The sequence below is a fragment of the Ruegeria sp. N7 genome (genome assembly GCF_056531345.1).
Genome location: NZ_JBQFLR010000001.1, coordinates 716,633 through 734,551, shown reverse-complemented (window position 1 = coordinate 734,551; position 17,919 = coordinate 716,633). Strand labels below are relative to the sequence as shown.

General features: G+C 56.5%; 19 protein-coding genes. 12 read left to right on the top strand and 7 right to left on the bottom strand.

Going from position 1 to position 17,919, the window contains the following annotated elements; all coding sequences use genetic code 11:
• Positions 1 to 137 precede the first annotated feature (137 nt).
• The 3 genes from ACR0ES_RS03645 to tig all read left to right on the top strand — a co-directional run bounded on the left by ACR0ES_RS03645 (position 138) and on the right by tig (position 4,720).
• Positions 138 to 1,781, top strand: a complete 1,644-nt coding sequence (locus tag ACR0ES_RS03645; protein WP_480869506.1) for an NAD(P)H-hydrate dehydratase — start codon at positions 138 to 140, stop codon at positions 1,779 to 1,781.
• 309 nt (positions 1,782 to 2,090) lie between these two features.
• Complete coding sequence (locus ACR0ES_RS03640; RefSeq protein ID WP_480504712.1) at positions 2,091 to 3,215, top strand: porin; 1,125 nt, start codon at positions 2,091 to 2,093, stop codon at positions 3,213 to 3,215.
• 173 nt (positions 3,216 to 3,388) lie between these two features.
• Complete coding sequence (tig, locus tag ACR0ES_RS03635) at positions 3,389 to 4,720, top strand: trigger factor (protein ID WP_480504714.1); 1,332 nt, start codon at positions 3,389 to 3,391, stop codon at positions 4,718 to 4,720.
• 103 nt (positions 4,721 to 4,823) lie between these two features.
• On the opposite strand, the gene ACR0ES_RS03630 is transcribed toward tig, so the two are convergent.
• The 6 genes from ACR0ES_RS03630 to rpsF all read right to left on the bottom strand — a co-directional run bounded on the left by ACR0ES_RS03630 (position 4,824) and on the right by rpsF (position 8,617).
• Entirely contained in the window at positions 4,824 to 5,678 is an 855-nt protein-coding gene (locus tag ACR0ES_RS03630) for an acyl-homoserine-lactone synthase (protein WP_209503550.1), read from the bottom strand.
• Between the two features lie 107 nt (positions 5,679 to 5,785).
• Positions 5,786 to 6,487: a LuxR family transcriptional regulator gene (locus ACR0ES_RS03625; protein ID WP_267364591.1), complete on the bottom strand. Its 702-nt coding sequence runs from the start codon at positions 6,485 to 6,487 to the stop codon at positions 5,786 to 5,788.
• 235 nt (positions 6,488 to 6,722) lie between these two features.
• Entirely contained in the window at positions 6,723 to 7,208 is a 486-nt protein-coding gene (locus ACR0ES_RS03620) for a transglycosylase SLT domain-containing protein (protein ID WP_480504716.1), read from the bottom strand.
• 166 nt (positions 7,209 to 7,374) lie between these two features.
• Positions 7,375 to 7,995, bottom strand: a complete 621-nt coding sequence (gene rplI / locus ACR0ES_RS03615; RefSeq protein ID WP_480772858.1) for a 50S ribosomal protein L9 — start codon at positions 7,993 to 7,995, stop codon at positions 7,375 to 7,377.
• Between the two features lie 12 nt (positions 7,996 to 8,007).
• A complete protein-coding gene (gene rpsR, locus ACR0ES_RS03610) occupies positions 8,008 to 8,235 on the bottom strand; it encodes a 30S ribosomal protein S18 (protein ID WP_005608650.1) in 228 nt (75 codons plus the stop codon).
• A gap of 28 nt (positions 8,236 to 8,263) precedes the next feature.
• Positions 8,264 to 8,617, bottom strand: a complete 354-nt coding sequence (gene rpsF / locus ACR0ES_RS03605; RefSeq protein WP_209503558.1) for a 30S ribosomal protein S6 — start codon at positions 8,615 to 8,617, stop codon at positions 8,264 to 8,266.
• 281 nt (positions 8,618 to 8,898) lie between these two features.
• Between rpsF and ACR0ES_RS03600 the strand changes: the two genes are divergently transcribed.
• Positions 8,899 to 9,417: a hypothetical protein gene (locus tag ACR0ES_RS03600; protein ID WP_209596809.1), complete on the top strand. Its 519-nt coding sequence runs from the start codon at positions 8,899 to 8,901 to the stop codon at positions 9,415 to 9,417.
• 125 nt (positions 9,418 to 9,542) lie between these two features.
• On the top strand, positions 9,543 to 10,115 hold the full coding sequence (locus tag ACR0ES_RS03595) for a YceI family protein (protein WP_209503563.1): 573 nt from the start codon (positions 9,543 to 9,545) through the stop codon (positions 10,113 to 10,115).
• Between the two features lie 57 nt (positions 10,116 to 10,172).
• Here ACR0ES_RS03595 and ACR0ES_RS03590 read toward each other — a convergent pair whose 3' ends face one another.
• The gene (locus ACR0ES_RS03590; RefSeq protein WP_480545403.1) at positions 10,173 to 11,396 is read right to left on the bottom strand and encodes a cytochrome b/b6 domain-containing protein; all 1,224 of its coding nucleotides are present in this window, start codon (positions 11,394 to 11,396) and stop codon (positions 10,173 to 10,175) included.
• A gap of 174 nt (positions 11,397 to 11,570) precedes the next feature.
• On the opposite strand from ACR0ES_RS03590, the gene fabD reads away from it, so the two are divergent.
• The 7 genes from fabD to mltG all read left to right on the top strand — a co-directional run bounded on the left by fabD (position 11,571) and on the right by mltG (position 17,877).
• On the top strand, positions 11,571 to 12,509 hold the full coding sequence (gene fabD / locus ACR0ES_RS03585; RefSeq protein WP_209503566.1) for an ACP S-malonyltransferase: 939 nt from the start codon (positions 11,571 to 11,573) through the stop codon (positions 12,507 to 12,509).
• Between the two features lie 42 nt (positions 12,510 to 12,551).
• Positions 12,552 to 13,289 (top strand): 3-oxoacyl-[acyl-carrier-protein] reductase, encoded by a 738-nt coding sequence (gene fabG / locus ACR0ES_RS03580; protein ID WP_480504723.1) that lies wholly within the window; start codon positions 12,552 to 12,554, stop codon positions 13,287 to 13,289.
• A gap of 207 nt (positions 13,290 to 13,496) precedes the next feature.
• Positions 13,497 to 13,730 (top strand): acyl carrier protein, encoded by a 234-nt coding sequence (locus ACR0ES_RS03575; RefSeq protein WP_050602116.1) that lies wholly within the window; start codon positions 13,497 to 13,499, stop codon positions 13,728 to 13,730.
• A gap of 138 nt (positions 13,731 to 13,868) precedes the next feature.
• The gene (locus tag ACR0ES_RS03570) at positions 13,869 to 14,408 is read left to right on the top strand and encodes a GNAT family N-acetyltransferase (protein ID WP_267364575.1); all 540 of its coding nucleotides are present in this window, start codon (positions 13,869 to 13,871) and stop codon (positions 14,406 to 14,408) included.
• Positions 14,409 to 14,530: 122 nt separating this feature from the next.
• Positions 14,531 to 15,274 carry a 1-(5-phosphoribosyl)-5-[(5-phosphoribosylamino)methylideneamino]imidazole-4-carboxamide isomerase gene (locus ACR0ES_RS03565; protein ID WP_480564242.1) on the top strand — a complete coding sequence of 248 codons (744 nt, stop codon included), beginning with the start codon at positions 14,531 to 14,533 and terminating at the stop codon, positions 15,272 to 15,274.
• Positions 15,275 to 15,453: 179 nt separating this feature from the next.
• The gene (gene fabF / locus ACR0ES_RS03560; RefSeq protein ID WP_209596796.1) at positions 15,454 to 16,719 is read left to right on the top strand and encodes a beta-ketoacyl-ACP synthase II; all 1,266 of its coding nucleotides are present in this window, start codon (positions 15,454 to 15,456) and stop codon (positions 16,717 to 16,719) included.
• Positions 16,720 to 17,877 carry an endolytic transglycosylase MltG gene (mltG, locus tag ACR0ES_RS03555; protein ID WP_480772856.1) on the top strand — a complete coding sequence of 386 codons (1,158 nt, stop codon included), beginning with the start codon at positions 16,720 to 16,722 and terminating at the stop codon, positions 17,875 to 17,877. It abuts the gene before it with no gap.
• Positions 17,878 to 17,919: the final 42 nt, after the last annotated feature.

The window sequence follows — 17,919 nt, the reverse complement described above, 5'->3', positions numbered from 1 at the left end:
AGTGATCACGTCTAAGATCGGGCGGCAACGTGATTGCGGTATCGGTCGGGTCGGTATCCGTTGAAATCAGGCTCTGTGCTAAATTTTAGGCGGTTTGCACAAAAAGTAATCGAAATAGAATCGTGCGAAGGTGTGATATGACGGAATTGCTGACAGCAGCGCAGATGAAAGCCATCGAGCACGCGGCCATCAGGTCCGGTGAGGTTACGGGTTTGGAACTGATGGAGCGGGCAGGGCAATGTGTTGTCGAGGCGATCTTCGAGGAATGGCCGGATCTGGACAGGCGAGGGGCCAGCCCCTCGCGCTCCCCGGAGTATTTGGAAAAAGATGAAGAGGATCCGCTGCGTGCAGTCGTATTGTGCGGGCCCGGAAACAACGGCGGTGACGGGTTTGTCGTGGCGCGGCTTTTGCGGGAACTGGGCTGGAAGGTTGAGGTATTCCTGTATGGCGATCCCGAAAAGTTGCCGCCGGATGCCCGGGTGAATTATGAGCGATGGGGTGGTTCGGCAAAGGATGTATCTGAGATCGCACGGGGCAGAATCTTTTATCCGGATATTCTCATCGACGCATTGTTTGGGACCGGTCTAACAAGATCGATTGAAGATGTGAGGCTATGGGAAGTTCTTTGGGCATATGATGACGCAGAGACGGCATGGGAGTTGCGGCGTCAGGATGGAGGTACGCACATAGTTCCTCCACGCACGGTCGCGATAGACGTTCCTTCAGGTCTTTGCGCAGACTCAGGTAAAGTCGTGGGAGAACTTTTCCCTCAGCATGGACGTCGCTGTGCACGATCAGCACTTACGGTTTCGTTTCATTCGAGAAAGCTTGGCCACGTGCTGAGTGAGGGACCATATTTTTGCGGACATGTTGTCACGAAAGATATCGGGTTGAGGCAGGATGCGGGGGGCGACGAGATTTCGAAGGCTGTGGATAATCTGCCTGGGGTTTGCCTTGGTAAGAGTATGAATGAGCACAAATACACCCATGGGCATGCCCTGATCCTTTCGGGTGGGCCCGGCAAGACAGGTGCGGCGCGCCTGGCCGCGCGGGGGGCGTTGCGGATTGGGGCAGGGTTGGTGACGCTGGGGGTGCCATCCTTGGCTTTGGCAGAGGTGGCGAGCCGGATCACCGCCCTCATGCTACAGTGCGTTGATGGTTCTCAAATGCTGTCAGACGTACTGCAGGACGTGCGGATGAACGCCCTTTGTCTTGGCCCTGGTTTGGGGTTGGAGCGAGCGCGGGACCTGGTGCCGGTCGCCCTGATTGCGAAACGTGCGACGGTTCTGGATGCGGATGCGCTGACGGCATTTGCGGGCGATCCCGGAAACTTGTTTGAAATGTTGCATGACCACTGCGTTCTGACCCCGCATGGCGGTGAGTTTGCGCGGCTGTTCCCCGATCTGGCTGAAAAGCTGAGCGAAACGCCGGTCAGAGGCCCCGCCTATTCCAAGGTAGACGCAACGCGAGAGGCATCGGCACGCGCGGGCTGTGTCGTGTTGTTCAAAGGGCCGGATACTGTCATTGCGGCGCCGGACGGGCGATGTTCGATCAATGCCGCATGCTATGATCGCGCAGCCCCTTGGCTTGCAACCGCCGGGTCAGGCGATGTGTTGGCCGGTTACATCGCCGGGCTACTGGCGCGGGGATTCGATGCGATGGCGGCGGCTGAGACAGCAGCATGGCTGCACGTGGAATGCGCGCGTCTTTTCGGGCCGGGATTGATCGCCGAGGATCTGCCTGAGCAGTTGCCCGGTGTTTTCAAACAGCTGAATATCTAGTTGTTTTGGGCAGAAAGCAGCTCAGGCTCTGTCAGAATGGCATGTTTTCGCTGTCAAGATGTGCGCAGATGCATACCGCATATTTGCCAGATGCATAGGCAGGCATCACTAATCGTTTGCAAGCTGCCAGTACGAGCTGGAGCCGTATCTTGTAAGTTAATGAAAAATAATGTAAAATGTCAAAGTTATTTGTATGTTCTGTTGCTAAAATACAATTCTTGCGTAAGACAGGGCGCAGACCACTGGAACGCTCGGATTCAGTAAACAAATGGGCAGTATCTGAACCCCGAACCAACTATGGTGAGTGAAATGACCCCAAATATCAAAAAGATATCGGTTGCCGCCTTTCTGACTGCCACGGTCGCTGTTCCGGCAGCCGCAGAGCTGAAATACGAAAATAACAGCGGCGGCTATGTGCTGCTTTACGGGCAGTTAAACCCGGCCTTGATTTCGGTTGATGACGGCCAAGATACCGAGACCCGGGTCCTCGACAACGATCTGTCGAACAGCCGGGTTGGCCTGCGTCTGATGCAGCCATTTGGCCAGAACGAGTTTACCTTCCGCTTGGAATCGGCGTTGGGATTGCCGAATTCGACTGAATGGAACCAGAACGGTACAAACTTTAGCGGCTGGACCCGCGACGATATCCGGTTTGTGGATTTTGCCTTGAAGGGCAGCTACGGCAAGTTCTCGGCAGGTCAGGGCAGCATGGCGGCAGATGGTGCTGCAGAAGTGGACCTGTCCTATGTCGGCACCGCGCTGTATTCGTTCACAAACGATGAGAACTCTGGCTTTTTCTATCGCGGCACAAACGGTGTGCTGAGCGGTATTACGGTTGGTGACAGTTCCAGCAACTTTGATGGCTCACGTCGTGGGCGCGTCCGGTATGACACTCCAACGGTTAACGGATTCTCGGCCGCTTTTGCATATGGTCAGAACATTCTGTCCAGCAGTGACGATGATGACTACTACGATGTCGGCGTGTTCTATGAAAACACCTTTGCAGGCGGTGTAGAGTTTGCGGCAGCTGTCGCGTATTCGGTGCGGGAGCGGGATGACAATTCAGGGGATCGCAAGGATACACTCGGTTCGGCCTCGGTGCTGTTGCCCAGCGGTCTGGGGTTCACGATTGCCGGCGGCACGCGTGACGATGACCGAGCTGGCCAGACGGACCCGAATTACTGGTACGGCAAGGTCTCGTACGAGGGGAACTGGGTATCCTGGGGTAAGACAGGTGTCGGCATCGACTATTATGACGGCGCGGATTTCGAAACCAACGGGTCCGACACCAAGGCATGGGGTATCGCTGTCGTGCAGAAGGTCGAAGCGATCAATACCGATGTTTACCTGAAGTATCGCAACCACGATTTCGATGACGGAACGTCGTTCGAAAACAACGAAGCCTGGGTACTGGGCGCGCGCTGGAAGTTTTAATTGCCTTCCAGCGAGCCAACACGAACGCCCCGGTTTTCGGGGCGTTCTTTTTTGCCAAAACCAGGTTGATTCAGCCTTTGCCCCTTGCACGTTGGCGGCTGGGCAAATAGAAGGCGTCAAATTTGCCCGGCGCGCCCGTTTTGCGCGCCCCGAATCCTATGGGGACTACCAAAATGCAGGTTACCGAGACGCTGAACGAAGGTCTGAAACGCGGCTACAACATCGTTGTGACCGCAGCCGAACTGGACGACAAGGTCAATGAAAAGCTGACCGAAGCACAGCCGGAAATCGAAATGAAAGGCTTCCGCAAAGGCAAGGTGCCGATGGCGCTGCTGAAAAAGCAGTTTGGCCAGCGCCTGCTGGGTGAGGCGATGCAGGAATCCATCGACGGTGCGATGAACAAGCATTTTGAAGACAGCGGCGACCGCCCCGCGCTGCAGCCCGAAGTCAAGATGACCAACGAGGACTGGAAAGAAGGCGACGATATCGAGGTCGCGATGTCCTACGAAGCGCTGCCCGCGATCCCTGAGGTCGATCTGAAATCGGTCGCGCTGGACAAGCTGATCGTCAAGGCGGATGATGCCGCCGTCGAGGAAGCGCTGAATAACCTGGCTGAAACCGCTCAGGACTTCAAAGCCCGCCGCAAGGGTTCGAAAGCCAAGGATGGCGACCAGATCGTGTTCGATTTTGTCGGCAAGGTTGATGGCGAAGAATTCGAAGGTGGATCGGCCGAAGATTACCCGTTGGTTCTGGGGTCAAACAGCTTCATCCCCGGTTTTGAAGAGCAACTGGTCGGTGTGAAGGCCGAGGAAGAAAAAGACGTCAACGTGACATTCCCGGAAGAATATGGTGCCGAACACCTGGCCGGAAAAGACGCGGTCTTCACCTGCACGATCAAGGAAGTGAAAGAGCCGGTTGCAGCCGAGATCAACGATGAGCTGGCGATGAAGTTCGGCGCCGAGGATCTGGCCGCTCTGAAAACTCAGATTTCGGAACGTCTCGAAGCAGAATATGCGGGCGCGTCGCGCGCGGTCATGAAGCGGGCCCTGCTGGACGTGCTGGACGAAAAAGTGTCGTTCGACCTGCCACCGTCGCTGGTTGAAGCCGAAGCCAAGCAGATTGCACATCAGCTGTGGCACGAGGAAAACCCTGAAGTAACCGGTCATGACCACGGTGAGATCGAACCCACCGATGAGCACAACAAGCTGGCCGAACGCCGCGTGCGTCTGGGTCTGCTGCTGGCCGAGCTGGGCCAGAAGGCAGAGGTGGAAGTCACCGACGCCGAGATGACCCAGGCGATCATGAACCAGGCGCGTCAGTACCCGGGTCAGGAACGCCAGTTCTTCGAGTTCGTGCAGCAGAACGCTCAGATGCAGCAGCAACTGCGCGCGCCGATCTTCGAAGACAAGGTTGTCGACTATGTGTTCGAGCTGGCGCAGGTCAGCGACAAGGAAGTCAGCAAGGACGACCTGCAAAAAGCCATTGAGGCATTGGAAGAGGAATAATCCTCTTCCTTCCCTCTTTGTTCAGAGAGGGGTAAAAAAAACGGAGCCGCCTGTAAACAGACGGCTCCGCATGGGTGGCTTTTGTATCTATGAGGTGAGGGGGTCAGGCCTCATGAGCAAAAGCACGGGGGGTATCTAGCAGAGCGATCTTCTGCTCTGGTGTGAACGTATCCGAGAGCGCTTCGATCAGCTTCAAAACGTCTTGGCGTTCAGCTTCGTTTCTTGCGGCGCTCATCTGTTCCACAAAATACTTCTCAAGTTCGGTCAGTGGCTTGTGATCCTGATTGGCCGGGCTCTGGGTTGCTGCCTTCTTGGCTGCAAACAGTGCCAGTGCCTCTTCGTCATCCATAAAGACGTTCTCATGGATGCCTGCAAACTCACGCAGACCCGAGATGCGTTCATCGGTGCAATCCAACAGGGCGGCCAGTGCCGAGACTTTCCCCATGGGAACCGTTTCACCGACATAGTCGTATGGCGCGCAGTTCGACCGTTTCAAAACCCGGTCCATGACCGGATCGATTACGGTGATGATATCCTGAATACCTGCGTTCTTGGCATATTCCAGAGAGCCGATCATCAGCTCGCAGGTGGCATAAGAGACAGAATTCTTTTCCTTGCCGCGTGTAAGACGCTGCGTGTCCACGCAGAAGCGTGTCGATTCCCACATGGTTGCGCTGCGAAGTGGTGCTTCCCCGCAAAGGATTGCCGAAAACACATCCGACAACATATGAGGTCCTGTGGTCTGAAGGGCACGCACGGCTGCGACGACATTCCCCCCGTCGTCGAGTCCGATTACATATGCCGGGTCCAGATGATCGAATTCATCAATTTCCTTACCGTCTTCGATCTTTACGTCCCATCCAAGACGTCCGCCAAAAACACGTGCTCTCAACTCGAACATTTCGTCAAGAACTTCGCTGAACATGTGTCTGTTCAGGCCATCTACCACGATGATCATTTCTTCCCCCTTCGAGTGGTTGTTCGGTAATACTGACGTTACCGCTCTCGAAAGATTTTTCTATTGGGGGATTCCCGTATTTTGGCGAAATTTGGGGATTTTTTTGTTTATCCCGGGGTAATAAGCCCGATCGCGATAGCCCGCCCTACGGCCTGCGGGGTGGTCAGCGCACTAAGCTTTTCCCGGCTAGAACGCAAGTGTACTTCTACGGTTCGGTGCGAAATCGACAAAATATCGCCGATATCCTGCTGCGACTTACCTGCAGCGACCCATTGCAGGATTTCCGCTTCGCGAGAGGACAATGTCGGATGATATAGTGCGCCGGTCAGCTGATCTGAGGACACGACGTTGTCGTGGATGTGCACGGCCATGGCCTGCAAATCGCCGATAAAGTTCGTGTAAAGCTTACGCCACTCTTCCTTGCTACAATTTCGGGTTGCGCTCAGCAGGCCAATATCACCGTAGGGGCCACGTACCGGGATCGTAACACCCTGACTGGGCAAGCCAAAATCGTGAGCATCCCGGAAAACGCGTTGAAAATCTGGGCTTCTTTCGAGACGGCTCCAATCCACCGGCGCGATACTGCGGCGGGCCATGTGGATGGTCGGATCGATCATGATCAGGCCCTGTTTCTGGTAGTGCTCCGTCCAGGCGTCGTCATAGGTGACAAAGCCAGCCACAGTTCCTGCCGCCGGATTCATGCCAGCGTAGGCAGCATGATCCATGTCATGCTTCTCACAGATTTGCCTTAGAAATTCGGTATATCGAACTTCTGAATCCGGCAGGGTGCTCAGATCGACAATTTCCATGTGGCGCCTACCAGCTGTGGCCCATCTTGCTGCCCGATGGTGTCGTCGAGCATGCGTATTACACAGAGTGGAACCCGTTTACCTCACCAAGTCAGAACATCATACTTTTCTAAACATGACAAGGACAGGTCTAAATTGTCTGTGCAATATCGCATATTGCGACACCCAATAGAACATTTTTGTCACTATTCAGTTTCAAGTGCTGATTCCGATCGAATTCTGACGCGAATGACCGTCAGGGTGTTGGCCTAAGCCCGGTTTCGACCAGCATTCCTCGGGCTTTAGCTTCGGGATAAAAACCTTTGGCGTACAGAAAAATTGCCCTGCGTTGGTCCCCATCTGAAAGCATCCACGCCCCGCGCAAGTACTTCCCGGCAAACTCAAGGTTGGTGTCGGCGTCCAGCAAACCTTCGGCTTTGCCGGTGTATCCCATCGAGCGCGCCGTGGCTGGCAGGATCTGTAGAAGGCCGTAATAGGGCCGGTTGACGGCCCATGGTCGGTGTGTGCTTTCGCGAATGGCCAGCTTGTGAACCAGTTCCCGCGGAATCTCGTAATGGTCCGCCCATCTGTTGATCGAAGCTCTCAGCTCGGGCGTTTCATTCGGGTGGAGCGGCGGGTCAAAATGTGGCGTACCCGCCTTGGAGACCTGGTCTGCCCCGCAGGCAACCAACGACACAAATAGAAACAGTGCCAGGAAACTTTGGCGCAGATAAACAAGCATTTTTCGGTCCTCTGGATTTCGGCGGCAATGATACGGAACGACAATGAGCCTTCAAGCGTACACGGGAAAATGGGCTGAAACTTGCCGGTACGACATGTGAATACAAAGGGAAAAAAGAAAAGGCCGCGCTTTGGCGCGGCCTTTAGAATGCTCACAAGCGGCCAGATCAGGCTTTGGCTTCGTCTTCTGCAACCGGTGCCGCGTCGGCAACCATGTCATCATCATCCGAAGCGGCCGAGCCGATGTCGTCGAACAGTTCGGCGATCTCGAATTCAGCAGCGGCTTCTTCTTCAGCAGCCAGTTCCTGAATCGATTTGCCCGAAGCCTGCAGTTCAGCTTCTTCTGCCGAACGGGCCACGTTCATCTTGATTTCGACTTCAACTTCGGGGTGCAGTTTCACTGCGACAGTGTGCAGACCCAGTTCCTTGATCGGGGCGATCAGGATGATCTGTTTCTTGTCGACGGTGAAACCTGCTTCGGTTGCGGCGTCAGCGGCGTCACGCGGGGTGACCGAACCGTACAGAGCGCCGGCATCCGATGCCGAGCGAATCACGACGAACTGCTGACCGTCCAGCTTTTCAGCCAGGGCCTCAGCTTCTTTTTTGGTTTCCAGGTTGCGGGCCTCAAGCTGCGCTTTCTGGGCTTCGAACGACGCGATGTTGGCGTCCGATGCGCTCAGGGCTTTGCCTTGGGGCAGCAGGAAGTTGCGGGCATAGCCAGGCTTGACGTCAACGACGTCGCCCATCTGACCCAGTTTCGCAACGCGTTCCAGCAGGATAACTTGCATGTCAGTCTCTCCTTACTTCACAGCGTAGGGCAGCAGGGCGAGGAAGCGAGCGCGCTTGATAGCACGGGCCAGTTCACGCTGCTTTTTCGCCGAAACGGCAGTGATGCGCGAAGGCACGATCTTGCCACGCTCAGAGATGTAGCGCTGCAGCAGACGGGTGTCTTTGTAGTCGATTTTCGGCGCATTTTCACCCGAGAACGGGCAGACCTTGCGGCGGCGGAAAAATGGTTTTGCGGCCATGGGTTATAGTCCTTTTCTCAGGCGTTGATCAGCGGCGCTCGCGGCGTTCGCCACGTTCGTCGCGCTTCTGCATCTGAACCGACGGACCATCTTCGTGGCCGTCGACCTTGATGGTCAGAACGCGCATGACATCTTCATGCAGACGCATCAGGCGTTCCATTTCCTGCACCGCGCCCGAGGGGGCATCGGTTTTCAGAAAGGCATAGTGGCCCTTGCGGTTTTTGTTGATCTTGTAGGCCATCGTCTTGACGCCCCAGTACTCGCTGTCAACCAGCTTGCCGCCGTTGTCAGCCAGAACGGTGCCGAAATGTTCGACGAGGCTTTCCGCCTGCGCGTTGGACAGATCCTGACGCGCGATCATTACATGCTCATACAGTGGCATGTGCACTCCTGTTTATATCAAGGCGCATTTCATAGGCGGGGCCAAACATTCCTTCGCGACCCTGCCACGAGAGGCTGCGCGATTCATATGACTGCGAAGGATGGCCCCGTATACACGTCTGAGCCGCAAGGGCAAGCCCTGCCACACATGCCTCTGAGACGCCGCCCAAATTCCTTTGGGTCGCCCAATTGCTGACGCTTTTCGGCTCAAAGTTGTTTTGCATACCGGGCATCAACCGGATCAACAGAATTTCGAAAGTAACCTTAAAAGGGTGACGCGTTATGACCGCTACTAACACAAACGCATATCAGGAAAACGTTGCCGGCTCGCGCTTTGAGAATTCGGTGCCGGTAATGATCACATTTGCACCGAACTGGAAGGCCCGCCTGATACTGGCGCGGATGGTCGGGGCGTTTTTGATCGTTTCCGCGTTTTCAATGTGGTTGATGCCCGGATCGGTCGTTGGCGCAGATGTTTGGCCGATCAAGATGGCGGCATCCATGCTGTTTCTGGTCGTTGGCGTCGCCTTGTTGACAATCGAGGTTTTCGACCCGCGCCCTGACGCCTATTTCGACCCGATCCGCCGCGAAGTCCGGGTATTGCAAAAGAACGAAGACGGACGCCCTCAGACTGTCCTGCGCCGCAGCTATGACTCGCTGGGTGGGGCGCGTTTTGAAGAGAATGAGGTTCACCTGTTTGACGTGGACGGAAGTCTTTTGATGAAGCTGCCGCTTGAATCGGCGGATGTCAGCCGGGCGCTGAAAGGGCAGCTCAGCAAAAGCGTAACAATTTTCGGTTGATTTTTATTCTGTTCAAAAAAGAACAGAAGTTGTGAATCAAAAAAGGTTGTGTGCCGCCCTTGGGCGGCACATTTTGTATTCAAGCAGTCCTGACGGACTGCATTCACAAAACCGCGGAGATTGATATGAAATCCACCCTTCTTGCTGCTGCATTGGCCGTATCAGCGACAACGGCATTCGCCAGCGCCGAGAAATACGTGTTGGATCCCAGCCACAGCCAAGTCATTTTCAGCTATGACCACCTTGGGTTTTCAACCACGACTGGCATGTTTTCCGGCTTTGAAGGCGAGATCATGTTCGACCAGGAAAACCCCGCCGCTTCGAGCGTGAGTGTGTCGATGCCCGTTTTGGAGATGTTTACCGGCTGGAAACCCCGTGAAGATCACTTCATGACCGAGGATTTCTTTGGCGCGGCCGAAGGAGATTTGATCACCTTTACTTCGACAGGAATCGAGGTGACTGGTGAAAACACCGCGAACATCACCGGCGATCTGACGATGAACGGTGTGACCAAATCGGTTGTTCTGGACGCAAAGCTCAACAAGGCTGACACCCACCCGATGGCAAACAAGCCCTGGGCTGGTTTCAACGCGACAACAACGCTTGTCCGTAGCGAATTCGACCTGGGTCAGTTTGCACCGTTTGTCAGCGACGAAGTGCAAATCCAGATTTCGGTCGAGGCACAAAAAGCTGAGTAATCACAGAATCACGAACAGAAAAACGCCGGTGATCAAATCACCGGCGTTTTTTTTGCCTTACTGACCGCGTGCCGCTGTGAGTTCTACGGATACTGCGACGGTAAAGCCCAGCGAGTCTTCGGTAGGCTGCGATGTGCCTACATCAAACTCCAGCCGGTTAAGCTCGATTGTGCCCGCCATGGTGGCTGTGTCGCCCTGAAGATCCAGCGAGAAGGGCAAAACGACATCGATCGACTTGTCGCGAATTGTAAGCGGACCGCGCGCCTCGTAACCATTTTCGGTTTTATAAAGGTCGGCTTTGAACTGAGCAGTCGGGAACCGGGCGTTGTCGAAGAAATCCGGTCCCATGGCCTGATCGGTTACGGTTCCAAGACTAAGCGAGCTGATGGCTATCGTGACATCGACAGACCCTGCCGGGCCCGGCTCTGTGGGTTCGTCAAAAGTAATTGCGGCCGTCCAGTCCGAAAACGAACCTGTGACGGGGCTATTCAGTTGCGAAATCGTAATCGACAGCGTGCCGTTCTGAACCTGCCATTCGGATTGAACCTCGGTCAGTTGGACATCCGGTGCTTCACCTACGTTAGGGGTAAGCTTACCCGTTGCCCAGCCTCCGGTGACGACGACACCCCAGACCACCAATGCGGCGACGGCTGGAATCAGTGAATGGGTTTGATGTGGTGGTTCCGGCACATCAGACAGGCCCGGTAACATCCGGCGCAATGTGCCGTCCTTGTCGATGACGTGATGTTTCAGCGCACCTGCAACGTGTAGGACAAGGGAAACAACCAGAACCCACATGAAAAGCCAATGCAGAACTCCTGTAACCTCGGCCACGGCGGTGGATTTCGGTACAAAAGGCAGGTTTTGGCCGAAGGGCCAAAGGATTGGGGCAAAGCCTTCGGTCGCGGCGTGGTGAATCCAGCCGGTCAGCGGCACAAGGACCAGCGAACCGTAAAGCAGCCAGTGGACGGTTTCAGCGGCAAAGGCTTCGGGCTTGTTGTCAGCATTCAGAAGGCCGGGCTTGGTTTGCGTGAACGCCCAAAGAATGCGGGCCAATGCCACGAAGAACACGGTAACCCCCACGGTTTTATGCAATGAGAACACGCGCGCCGCACGGGCAATTTCCAACTCGGTAGGGGCCGTTGCCGAGTGCAGTACCGCATGCGCCAGATTATCTGCGACCCAGCCGAGGGGCAAAGCCGTGAAGATCAGCAAGGCGGTCAGCCAATGAAACGTCTTTGCGATGCTGCCGTAGCTTGAAAAGGAATTGGTCGATTGCATATGTCGCGCGCTCCGGGATTCTTGGGTGTGCCCAAGGTAAGGCCGGATGAAACAGACACAAGTGAGCGCGGGTGCACACAAAAGGTGCCAGAATGCAGAAAGCAGGCAATGCTTGTGCCAGACGGTCAGTCAGTTTACACCCCGCCGCAACCTGACACCATCCATGAGGTTGCAATGACACTCGCGTTCGTTTTCCCGGGGCAAGGCGCCCAGACCATAGGTATGGGCAAAGCTCTGGCTGAGGCTTACCCGGCGGCTCAGGCCATCTTCGATGAGGTGGACGACGCGTTGGGCGAGAAGTTGAGCAGCCTGATCTGGGACGGCGATATTGCTGACCTGACACTGACCCAGAATGCACAACCCGCGTTGATGGCAACGTCGATGGCAGCCATGCGCGCTTTGGAAGCCGAAGGCGTATCTGTCAGCAAGGCGGCTTTTGTGGCGGGGCATTCACTGGGTGAATACTCGGCTCTGGCCGCAGCGGGTGCCTTGTCTGTTGCAGATACTGCGCGTCTGTTGCGCACCCGTGGTCAAGCCATGCAAAGCGCCGTACCCGTTGGCGAGGGGGCCATGGCCGCCATTCTGGGGCTGGATCTGGAGGCCGTGCGCGCCGTGGCGGAAGAAGCCGCACAGGGCGAGGTCTGTCAGGCCGCAAATGACAACGATCCCACACAGGTCGTCGTGTCGGGTTCAAAAGCCGCTGTCGAGCGCGCAGCCGAGATCGCCAAGGAAAAAGGTGCAAAACGTGCCGTTATGTTGCCGGTAAGTGCTCCATTTCACTGTGCGCTGATGAAACCTGCTGCAGATGTAATGGCAGAAGCGCTTGCTGCCGTCGAAATTAAGGCCCCTGTCGTACCTTTGGTGGCCAATGTGCGCGCTGAGGCTGTCAGCGACCCGGATCTGATCCGTCAATTGCTGGTCGAGCAGGTGACGGGTTCGGTTCGCTGGCGGGAAAGCGTGCAATATATGGCGGCTCAAGGCGTGACTGAAACATGGGAAATCGGCGCTGGCAAAGCGCTGTCCGGTATGATCCGCAAGATCGATCGCGAAATCGCGGGCAAGGCTGTGGGTACACCGGAAGACGTCCAGAAGGCCATTCAGGCCGAATCGTAAGCTCAATTCGCGTTGTAACCGACGCAGCAAGAGGGAAACCGAATGTTTGATTTAACAGGTAAGAATGCGCTGATCACCGGTGCTTCGGGCGGTATCGGAGGCCACATCGCACGGGCGTTGCATGGCGCAGGTGCAACGGTTGGGTTGTCCGGTACACGCGTTGAACCGCTTCAGGCTCTGGCCGACGAACTGGGTGAACGCGCGCATGTTCTGCCCTGCAATCTGAGTGACCCGGAAGCCGTTGAAGCGTTGCCAAAGCAAGCGGTCGAGGCGATGGGATCGGTGGACATTCTTGTAAACAACGCCGGAATCACGCGCGACAACCTGTTCATGCGCATGTCTGATGAAGAATGGCAAAGCGTCATTGACGTGAACATGACCTCGACCATGAAACTGTGCAAAGGGGTGATCCGGGGCATGATGAAGGCGCGCTGGGGTCGTATCGTCAATGTCTCGTCCGTTGTGGCCGCAATCGGTAATCCGGGGCAGGCGAACTATGCCGCATCGAAGGCCGGTATGATCGGGTTTTCCAAGGCTTTGGCCCACGAAGTCGCGACCCGCGGAATTACTGTGAATGCCGTGGCACCTGGATTTATCACGACGGCAATGACCGAGAAACTGACCGAGGAACAGAAAAAGGGTCTGTTGCTCAAGGTTCCAGCCGGGCGCATGGGCGATCCGGAGGAAATTGCAGCTGCCGTTCTGTATCTTTCCAGCCCCGAAGCGGGCTATGTTACCGGAAGCACCTTGCATGTGAACGGCGGTATGGCCATGTTGTGAGCGCGACAGGGGCGAGTGCGAAAGCGTTTGCCTCTTGCGTCGACTATGCTATAGGCGGCGCATCTATGCGGGGCCGGTCGTTCAGGTCGGCCTTCTATTTCCCGGTTCGCCGGGACCGAAACCGCCCAAAACGGGCAAACCAAAGCCAACCCGTGCGGGCAAGGGCAGAATCGGGCGGACCGCCCTGTAAAGGAATGAGGAATAGACATGAGCGACGTCGCAGATCGCGTTAAGAAGATCGTTGTTGAGCACCTGGGTGTTGAAGAAGATAAAGTCGTGGAAAACGCGTCCTTCATCGACGATCTGGGCGCAGACAGCCTGGACACTGTTGAGCTGGTCATGGCCTTCGAAGAAGAGTTCGGCATCGAGATCCCCGATGACGCAGCCGAGACCATCCAGACCTTTGGCGACGCCGTCAAGTTCATCAGCGAAGCGTCCTAAGCGTTTCTTTCTGATTAAAATCGGCGCTTCCGGGCAACGGGGGCGCCGTTTTTTTATGCCTGCCCGAATTTCGGACTTGCGTGGCTATTGTGGCCTGCGCACTGTTTCCACTGAGGCAAAACTCAAAGTGGACAGGGCATGATAAGATCCACTCCGATGATAAATACCGCGCGTTTGACGCTGTGCGCTATGCGCCCAGAGGACTTTGACCGGTTCGCGGAAATCTGGCGTAACCCTTGCGTCGTGCGGCATATCGGCGGTTCTCCCCGATCGCGTGGCGAAGCGTGGGATTCTTTCCTGCGTAATGCGGGGCATTGGCAGATGGCCGGTTTTGGTCAGTGGGGCGTAATGCAGCAATCGAATCGCAAGCTGATCGGGCAAGCCGGATTCTTCTATAGCAACCGATGCATGGGCGACGATTTCGACGGCTTCCCCGAGGCAGGGTGGGTTCTGGTCCCCGAAGCACAGGGGCAGGGATTGGGATACGAGGCCGCCAAGGCTGCGCATGACTGGTTTGACCGGGTGATTCCCGGACCGTTGGTCGCGATGATAAACGCTTCAAATACATCCTCGCAGAAACTCGCCAAAAAGCTTGGCTATGTTTTGATGCGGGAAGGGGTGTATAATGAAACCCCGGTACACTTGTTACGACGCAACGGACCGCCAGCCCGCGCGTAAATTCGCCACTTAATCAGTATGCCGCAAAATGGCCAAACTGTGCCGATCCCGGAGATTTCGGGCGGGCATTCCAGTTGTATGGTGCCGGGGATTTCAAAACGATTGAGCGGAGGACCGAGCTCATGAGGATTTACCCCACGATGGAACTGCAGAACGGCCGGTGTGTCTCGCTGGACAAGGGTCGTCTGGAAGAAGCGATGATCTGGCACGTGAATCCGGTAGAAACCGCACGGAGCTGGGCAGAGGCGGGTGCCGAATGGATGCACCTGACGGATTTCGACGCGATCGAGGGCAAGGATACCAACGCGCAGCTGGTCGGAGATATCATTCGCAAGGCCGAGATTCCGGTGCAGCTGGCGGGTGGCATGCGCACGCGCGAACAGATTGAGCGCTGGATCGACAAGGGCGCGGGCCGCGTTGTGGTTGGCACGCTGGCCGCGCGCGAACCGAACCTGGTCAAGGAACTGGCCAAGCTTTACCCGGATCAGATCGTGCTGTCGGTTGATGTCTGGCAAGGCCTTGTTATGACTGACGGCTGGCGCAGCCAAAGTGCGTTCACGCCCGAAGCCTTTATCGACGCGTTCGGCGATGCGCCTTTTGCCGCCATCGTGGTGACGGATATCGACAGCGACATCGAAGATGTCGAGGCAAAGCTGGGTCTGATCTCGCGATTGGCAAACCATTCGCGTACCCCGGTGATTGCCAGCGGTGTCGTGCGCACGGCAGACGATATCTCGCGGCTGGCATACATCCCCAATATCTCGGGCGCGATTGTCGGGCGCGCGTTGTTCCGCAAGACACTAGACTTGGCCAAAGCACTTGAAACTGCCAAATCGGCCCACGAGCCAGTCGCGCAGTTTCAGTAAGCAACTCCGCCCTTTCGGCTGAACGCGCGAAAGGGCGGTTTTGACAAGCGCCGAATTTCCGGTTTCCTTGGGCATTCGGCGGCAGAACGCCGGGGCGGAAAGAACCGTTGCTCTTGCCCCCGCACCCCGGGCCGGGGTATGAGCGGTTCTCATAACAGGAAGCAGGCAAGAGGCACTTCATGCGCAGAGTCGTTGTAACCGGTCTTGGATTGGTCACTCCTTTGGCCAGCGGGGTCGAGGAAACCTGGTCGCGGCTGCTGGACGGAGAGTCCGGCGCAGGCCCAATCACGCATTTCGATGCAGAGGCAAGCGGGGTCGCAACGACCTACGCCTGCGAGGTGCCGCGCGGCGACGGAACCAACGGGACCTTCAATCCCGATGACTGGATGCCGCTGAAAGAGCAGCGCAAGATCGAAGACTTTATTCTGTATTCCATCGCAGCCGCCGAAATGGCCTGTAAGGATGCAGGCTGGCTGCCGGAAGACGAAGAATCGCGCCTGCGTACTGGTGTTCTGATCGGCTCGGGCATTGGTGGTCTGGGATCGATTGCCAATACCGCGAACCTGATCCGCGACAAGGGTCCGCGCCGGGTATCTCCGTTCTTCATTCCGGGCGCACTGATCAACCTGGCCTCGGGTCAGGTATCAATCCGCCACGGGTTCAAAGGGCCGAACCACTCGGTCGTGACCGCGTGTTCAACCGGGGCGCACGCAATCGGCGACGCCAGCCGCATCATCCGGGCGGGTGACGCGGATGTCATGGTGGCAGGTGGTGGCGAGGGCTGCATCTGCGAGATCGGTATTGCCGGGTTCAACGCATGTAAGGCGCTGTCGACCAAATATGCAGATAATCCCAAGGCTGCCAGCCGACCCTATGACGTGGACCGTGACGGTTTCGTTATGGGAGAGGGCGCTGGCATCGTGGTTCTGGAAGATTACGAGCACGCCAAGGCGCGTGGTGCCAAGATATACGCCGAAGTTCTGGGCTATGGTATGTCGGGCGACGCCTATCACATCACCGCCCCGTCCGAGGATGGCGACGGGGCCGAACGCTCCATGAGAGCGGCGTTGCGCAGCGCCGGGCTGGAGCCGAAAGACCTGGATTACATCAACGCGCATGGCACCTCGACCATGGCGGACACGATCGAACTGGGTGCTGTCGAGCGCCTGTTGGGCGAGCATGCCGGGAATGCGACGATGAGCTCGACCAAGTCGGCAACCGGTCACTTGCTGGGTGCTGCGGGTGCGATTGAGGCGATATTCTCAATCCTGGCGATCCGCGATCAGGTCGCACCGCCAACAATCAACCTGGACAACCCGGCAGTTGAAACTCCGATTGATCTTGCCCCCAACGCCAAGCGCGAGCGTGAGATTAACGTGGCGTTGTCGAACTCGTTCGGGTTTGGCGGAACCAATGCCAGCGTGATCTTCGGAAAGGTCAGTTAAATGTGGCGGGCCATCGCTTCGAATGCGCTGACCATCCTGGTGGTCGGCCTGTTTCTGGTGGGCGGTCTGATCCTGTGGGGACAGTCGCAGTACAAGGCCGAAGGCCCGCTTGAAACTGCGATTTGCCTTCAGGTCAAAAGCGGTTCGAATATGACACGTGTCAGTCGCGATCTGGAAGATCAGGGTGCCATTCGCAGTTCAATTCTGTTTCGGATGGCCGCTGACTATACCGATCAGGCGCAGCGGTTGAAAGCGGGCAGCTTTCTGGTGCGCGAAGGCGCGTCTATGGCGCAGATCATCGAAGAAATCACCAGCAGCGGCGCCAGCACTTGTGGGTCGGAAATCGAATACCGTATCGGTGTGACACGCACCCAAACCCGCGTGCGTGAATTGAACCCGGCAACATTGGATTTCGTCGAGATTGCTTCATTTGATGCGGAAGAGGAAGAAACGCCTGATGCCTATACCGAGAAGCGCAACGAGGCTGACACGCGCTATCGCGTGTCGCTGGCCGAAGGTGTGACCTCGTGGCAGGTGGTTGAAGCTCTGAAATCATTCGAAGCGCTGTCAGGTGAAGTGACCGAGATCCCGGCTGAGGGCATGTTGGCCCCGGACAGTTACGATGTTGTGGCCGGACAGGATCGCAATGCGATTTTGCAGGCCATGCAGGACAAGCAACAACTGCGGATCAACGCGGTTTGGGAAAGCCGCCAAGGCGGGTTGCCGCTGGACACTCCTGAAGAGATGCTGATCCTTGCGTCTATCATCGAAAAGGAAACCGGTGTTCCGGAGGAACGTGGCCAGGTCGCCAGTGTGTTCGTGAACCGCCTGAAACAGGGGATGCGCCTGCAAACAGATCCGACCGTCATCTATGGCGTGACAAAGGGGCAGGGCACATTGGGCCGCGGGTTGCGGCGCAGCGAACTGAACCGTCCGACACCGTGGAACACCTATCAGATTGATGGGCTGCCCCCCACGCCGATTGCAAATCCGGGTCTGGCGAGCCTTGAAGCTGCGGTTGCGCCGGATGACACCAACTATGTATTCTTCGTCGCCGACGGCTCGGGCGGTCATGCGTTTGCAGAAACCCTGCAGGAGCATAATCGCAACGTTGCCAAATGGCGCGAAATTGAGGAACAGCAAAGCTCGGGGAATTAAGCCCGGCGGAATGCTGGTTTTGCTAACAAAAAACGCCGACGC